The organism is Neobacillus niacini (genome assembly GCF_031456445.1).
Taxonomy (GTDB): Bacteria; Bacillota; Bacilli; order Bacillales; family Cytobacillaceae; genus Neobacillus; species Neobacillus niacini_I.
In genome coordinates this window covers 1-5,841 of sequence record NZ_JAVDUQ010000072.1, presented here as the reverse complement: position 1 = coordinate 5,841, position 5,841 = coordinate 1, and the positions used below count along the sequence as shown (strand labels likewise).

Sequence of the window (5,841 nt, the reverse complement as noted above, 5' to 3'; positions counted from 1 at the left end):
AATTTTTGCCCTTTTTTAGCCAAAATAAATCCCTCCTGTGTTAGCCAGTATGGTTTTTTTTCATACTGGCTACACAGGAGGGATAATATCAGTTTTGCCCGGTTTTTCTTATTACAAATTTTTCATTTTCTTCACAATTTCTATATATTTCTATGTTTACTATATTATGTAATTACTCATTGGTTGGAAATGTAAGGAAATTATTTTAATAGAAACGGGGAGAGAGAGAAATGAAAAAGTTTTTAGTATCGTTCTTGGCAGTATTGTTAATTTTACCATCGTTGTTGTATGCACCTGCCGAAGCAGCATCCAAGCAAACAGTTCGGATAGGGAAAAACAGACTAGCGAATTAACGTTCGAAGATGTTATGGCATTGGAGCCTTACATATCTGTTAAGAATGGTTTGTTTAAATTTGACTCAAGTTCAGCGAAAAAAGATGGTCACGATAGTGAATTGGTTAAAATGCAACAAACTTATTTAACTGACTTAAACATTGAGATTAAAAATGGTAAACTAAAAGCAGAAAGAAATTTGGAAATTACTGTATTAGAACCTGTGGCTGCAGGAGGATCTGGTGGCTTCTCGACATTTGCAACATGTCCAGGAAAGAATACTTCTTTAGCATATCACTGGTGGGGCGTAAGTCGCTACTTGAATAATTGCAATGCAAATAAGTTTGCAGCAGACATGGCATCAGTTGCTGCTGGTTATACAGGAGCTGGAATAGTGGCTGCAATCTGGTTCCCTGGAGTAGGCGTTGCTGGTGGTGTCATAGCTGCTTATGCTGCATTAATGTCATCACGTGTTTATGCTAACAACTATGGAAGTGGAGTCTATATCGGAATTACTTATGCTGGCTTCTTTAACGTAGAACCTCAATAACCGAAAGGGGGTGAGATTTTGGATTGGATGATGATTTACTCAATATTAAGTTTGATACTCATTCTCGTCCTCGGCTTCACCTTCAAGAAAATGAAGAAGGAAAATAAGAAATTCCCCAAAATTCAATTTGCAGTATCTTTAGTCGTTGGGATTGGAATATTCGTTGTTATCTTGAGCAAACTCTTATAAGAGAAAAGTAGGATGTATAGTGCATCCTATTTTTTTTTATTATAAATATCAATTTTATGTATGTAGTTATTCGAAATATATTCTTTAGTAGAATACCATCCTTTTTCTTCAATAAACTATATATCATCTATGAAAAGATTTTAGTAGAAGAAAGGACAGTGGTTGATTATGGCAAAATATAGAATGGTGCGTACTGAATTTTGGAAGAATCCGATTGTTATGGAAGAGATGAGCCCAGAAGATAAATACTTTTTTCTATATCTGCTTACGAATCCGAATACAACTCAAAATTTTCCTCACTTCTGCACTAAGTCCTTCAAAAATATATGATTGTGCTGCTTCGTTATTTTTGAATGTGGCATTATTGCTAATATTATTATCCTCAAAAAGATAGACCGTTATTTCCTTGTTGTCTGGATTAACGGTCCAATACTCGTTCACCCCACACGACATATATAGATCAAGCTTATGAATAAGGTCCTTTCCATTTCTTTAATCGATTCTGTAATTTTCGCTTCATCCATCGTCCCATCTTTTACGAGGGCATAAACCGTATCACGCATCAAAATCGGAGGTTCAGCCAGGTTTAAAATGATGATGGCTTTTCATTTCTTTGCCCTGCCCACTTCTACAATGGCTCTTGAGGTGGTTTCCGAACCGTATTCGTACGGAACCCATTTTTGATGGAAATAAAGTGACCATCTTTATTGAGGTAGAAGGGGCTGGAGACTATCTGCCGATATACTCTGGAAACCTTGATATTATGACAGATGCAGGCGTGAAGGTAGCAGAAGAATTTGTGAAAAATCAATTAGCGAAAGAACTAGTTAAATAGAAAGGAGTCTTACATAAAATGACAAATGGCCGAGATATTTTTATTACAGAAGTAGCATTACGTGATGGCCGTCATACAATTGCCCACTAATTTACGGTTGATCAGGTTCTAAAAGTAGCTAAAGTGTTAAATGATACAGGTGTCCCGTATATTGAGGTTTCACATGGTGATGGCTTATTCGGCTCCTCACTGCAATATGGTCTTTCTCGAACCAATGAAATGGAGTTAATTGAAGCAGCTGTATCTGTAGCCGAACAGGCTAAAATAGCTGTTCTTTTGATCCCGGGGATTGGCACCGTAAAGGAATTAAAGGAAGTGGCAAGATTAGGAGCCAAAATGGCGCGAATTGCTACCCATGTGACAGAAGCAGATGTAGCACCACAGCATATTGCGGCAGCCAAGTTCGGCATTGATTCACGCGATATTTTAGTAGAATTAGGTAATCGCTTGGAAAGCTTTAGGAGGGACTAAATAGGTTATAATAAAAATTAATAGTTGGGAAAGGATGATTTTAGATGAAAAATATGAAAACATTATCGGAAACAATCCAAGTGATGCAAAGCCATATCTCTGTTCGTAAATATTCAGCAGAACCTATTCCAAAAGAACATTTGTTGGAAATCCTTCGATCAGGGCAAGGTGCCGCTTCCTCCCATTTTGTCCAGGCATATTCCATCATTCATGTCACAGACAAGGAAAAAAAGGACCAAATAGCTGAACTAGCTAAAAATAGCCATATAAGCGATGCTTCAGATTTCTTCTTATTTTGCGGGGATTTAAAACGCCTGGAAGTGGCTGGCAGGAAGCATGGGATCGCCATTGAACATGATAATCTAGAAAATTTTATGGTCGCAATCATCGATACCGCCCTTATTGCCCAAAATGTCATCACGGCAGGGGAATCACTTGGTTATGGAGGTTGCTATATTGGCGGTGTGCGGAATAATCCTGATTCTATAAGCAAGCTTGTTGGACTTCCTGACAAAGTGTTTCCATTATTCGGATTATGTTTAGGGGTCCCTACCGAAAGGAACGAAGTAAAACCAAGACTGCCGTTAGACGCAATTCTCCACGAAAATCAATATGACGAGGAGAAATACGACAGTTTACTAGATGAGTTTGATCAAACCATGAACACCTATTATCAGCAGCGTTCTACGAATAACAAACAAACCAACTGGACTGAATCAATGGCTCATTTCTTGAAAAATAAAAGAAGAGCACATATGCGGGAATTTATTGAAAGCAAGGGATTCCATATGAGGTAGAATATAATGTCCGACGCTATTTACTATGGTGTCGGATATATTTTAGGATCTGCCTTTTACTCCCTTCCATATTTCTTGTACAATATATTTTTTAAAAAGTATTATATTCTACATATATATTTCAATTTTGTTTAGTATGATGGGGATGGGGGTAACTTTCTGTCCCTGTGTCAGGTTATAGAAAGTAGGGAGAATATGAGCAACAAAGTGATTAATAAAGAATTAGAAAAAGGCATTCTTCAAGTGTCAACTGGATTAAATAAAAGGACTAAAGATCTCGAGGAAAAACAGGATAAAAAACACTGGAGCGAAATGAAGGTTCCGATAACGTTACAGGAACAACTAGGTAAATTGACCAAGCACGAGTTGGATGAGATCAGGAGAAGTTTAGAATTAACAGGTGTAAGTAGTTTGAAAAAGGCTGAGCTCATTACAGTGTTACAAGAATTGATTCCTAAATCGCTAAGACAAGTCTGCATTCAATTGGATGCGGAACGTTTTAGATTATTAACAAAAATAGCCCATAATGATGGGTATATGATTGCCCCGGAGTTAGAACCGCATCAAATCCGATATTTTCGTGCGCGCGGTTTGATTTTTACTGGAACCTTCCAAGAAAAAAGGATTTTGGCTATACCGGATGAACTGATTGATCAAATCATCACTTTGGAAGAAGATAAAAATCTAACGTCAACCATAAAAAGAAATACAGAGTGGATCAAGCTCACATTCGGTCTTTTGTACTATTATGGAACATTAAGTATATCTCAACTGGAAAAGATGCTAGAAACCTATATGAAAGAACCGTTACGTTTACGAGAATATCTGGACGTTATTTATAATGCCAATTCCTATCATAAGGAGATTTCTACCGATGACGTGGGATACTCTAATAGAAGAGTGTTCGATTCAAAAAAAGTAAAACAGGAGCATCAGTTGAGAGACAGTCTGTCCTTTTATCCTTTTACAAAAAAGGAACTTCTCAAAGTAGGGGTAGCTGGGTTTGTTGAACGAAATCAAAGCTATCTACAGTTCGTCGACTTCCTTACGCAAAATTATGAACTTGACCGCGAGAGAGCAGATGGCATTGTTGAAGAGTGTGTATATGCGACTCGAATTGGTGACGGTCCTAATGAAATTATGCAATATTTTGGGAGTGTCCTTGAATTTGAAAGCTTGGCAGCGGTCCAGGCGATAATGAATCAAGTCGTTCATCTGATGAATAACACGAGGCAATGGTTTCTTAAAGGTTATACACCAGTGGAGTTAAGTGCACAAGAGAAAAAATCCTTGCGACCGGTACTAGTAAGTCAATCTAAGCATAATGATAGCAATACAAGTGAAAAAATCGGCAGAAATGATCCATGCCCTTGCGGAAGCGGGAAAAAGTACAAAAAATGCTGTGGAAGATAAGACAAGTCTAGCTAGGCGCCATAGGTACATCATGAAGTATATGCTTTTTAGTGAAGCTCAAATGTCAAGATGCTAAGGAGAGATAGAGATGGTTCAGCAATCTACTTATACCTTTGAAACAAATGATGACATTAAGATCCATGTTAGCAAATGGGAGGGGGAGGAGAGGCCGTGGGCAATTGTACAAATTGCCCATGGTATGGCAGAGCATATAGAGCGATATCACTCCTTTGCTACAGAATTGGTTTCTAAGAACATGGTTGTTTTTGGAAACGACCACCGTGGGCACGGAAAAACGGGTAGTTTAAATAATTGTTCGGGGTATTTCGCCGATGAACAGGGCTTTGAAAAAGTAGTAGAGGATATGTTTACACTTACTACAATTATTGAAAAGGAGTATCCGGATATCCCGATTTTTTTATTTGGTCACAGTATGGGATCATTCTTATCCCGTCGTTATATTCAATTAAAAGGCGATCGGATTGCGGGTGTGATTTTATCAGGAACAGGCGGAGACCCGGGGATTATGGGGAAAATCGGCAGGATGATTGCTTCCCGTCAAATGAAGAAGATGGGGAGAAAAACCCCAAGCCCGTTATTAAATAATCTTACTTTTGGTAATTACAATAAAAGCTTTCGACAGAATCGAACGGAATTTGATTGGTTAAGTAGAGATGAAAGAGAAGTAGATTTGTATATTGAAGATCCAAACTGTGGCGGTATTTTTTCATCAGGATTTTTTCACGACCTGTTTGGGGGGCTTGAAACGATTAATAAAGCGACCAATATTGGGTCAATCCCGAAAGAGCTGCCCATTTATTTGATTTCCGGGAGCATGGACCCGGTTGGTGGAAATACAAAAGGTGTGTTGAAAACCTATCAGGCTCATAAAAACGCTGGGATTATTGATGTTTCCTATAAATTTTATGAGGATGCGCGGCATGAAATCTTAAACGAGATCAATAAAGATGAAGTGGTTGCGGATATTATTGGGTGGATTAAAGGGCATCTAAAATAAAATGCTGTTTCAATACCCGTGCGAGCAGAATTTACAACAAAAAGGGAAAAGAAAAGCTGTTTCATTGCCCATGCGAGTAACATTTACATCGAAAAGGGGAAAGAAAAGGCGTTTCAATGCCCGCGCGAGCAGAATTTACAACAAAAAGGGAAAAGAAAAGCTGTTTCATTGCCCATGCGAGTAACATTTACATCGAAAAGGGGAAAGAAAAGGCGTTTCAATGCCCGCGCGAGCA

General features: G+C 38.3%; 6 protein-coding genes and 3 pseudogenes. 7 read left to right on the top strand and 2 right to left on the bottom strand.

Going from position 1 to position 5,841, the window contains the following annotated elements; all coding sequences use genetic code 11:
- Positions 1-373 precede the first annotated feature (373 nt).
- Both J2Y67_RS27385 and J2Y67_RS27380 read left to right on the top strand, forming a co-directional pair.
- A complete protein-coding gene (locus J2Y67_RS27385) occupies positions 374-883 on the top strand; it encodes a hypothetical protein (RefSeq protein ID WP_310179313.1) in 510 nt (169 codons plus the stop codon).
- 357 nt (positions 884-1,240) lie between these two features.
- A pseudogene (locus J2Y67_RS27380) lies at positions 1,241-1,360 on the top strand (DNA replication protein DnaD); the annotation flags it as partial.
- On the opposite strand, the gene J2Y67_RS27375 reads toward J2Y67_RS27380, so the two are convergent.
- Entirely contained in the window at positions 1,328-1,525 is a 198-nt protein-coding gene (locus J2Y67_RS27375; protein WP_310179310.1) for a hypothetical protein, read from the bottom strand. The pseudogene J2Y67_RS27380 and the gene J2Y67_RS27375 sit on opposite strands and share 33 nt — an antisense overlap.
- Positions 1,510-1,635 carry a hypothetical protein gene (locus tag J2Y67_RS27370; RefSeq protein ID WP_310179308.1) on the bottom strand — a complete coding sequence of 42 codons (126 nt, stop codon included), beginning with the start codon at positions 1,633-1,635 and terminating at the stop codon, positions 1,510-1,512. The genes J2Y67_RS27375 and J2Y67_RS27370 overlap by 16 nt, the downstream gene beginning before the upstream one ends.
- A gap of 95 nt (positions 1,636-1,730) precedes the next feature.
- On the opposite strand from J2Y67_RS27370, the pseudogene J2Y67_RS27365 reads away from it, so the two are divergent.
- From J2Y67_RS27365 to J2Y67_RS27345, 5 genes and pseudogenes are all read left to right on the top strand, one after another.
- Positions 1,731-1,907: pseudogene (locus J2Y67_RS27365) on the top strand (acetaldehyde dehydrogenase (acetylating)); the annotation flags it as partial.
- Between the two features lie 18 nt (positions 1,908-1,925).
- Positions 1,926-2,309 (top strand): annotated as a pseudogene (locus tag J2Y67_RS27360) (4-hydroxy-2-oxovalerate aldolase); the annotation flags it as partial.
- 122 nt (positions 2,310-2,431) lie between these two features.
- Positions 2,432-3,175: an oxygen-insensitive NADPH nitroreductase gene (nfsA, locus tag J2Y67_RS27355; RefSeq protein WP_310179315.1), complete on the top strand. Its 744-nt coding sequence runs from the start codon at positions 2,432-2,434 to the stop codon at positions 3,173-3,175.
- Between the two features lie 195 nt (positions 3,176-3,370).
- Positions 3,371-4,588, top strand: a complete 1,218-nt coding sequence (locus J2Y67_RS27350; RefSeq protein ID WP_310179307.1) for an SEC-C metal-binding domain-containing protein — start codon at positions 3,371-3,373, stop codon at positions 4,586-4,588.
- Between the two features lie 88 nt (positions 4,589-4,676).
- Positions 4,677-5,606 carry an alpha/beta hydrolase gene (locus J2Y67_RS27345; protein ID WP_310179305.1) on the top strand — a complete coding sequence of 310 codons (930 nt, stop codon included), beginning with the start codon at positions 4,677-4,679 and terminating at the stop codon, positions 5,604-5,606.
- Positions 5,607-5,841: the final 235 nt, after the last annotated feature.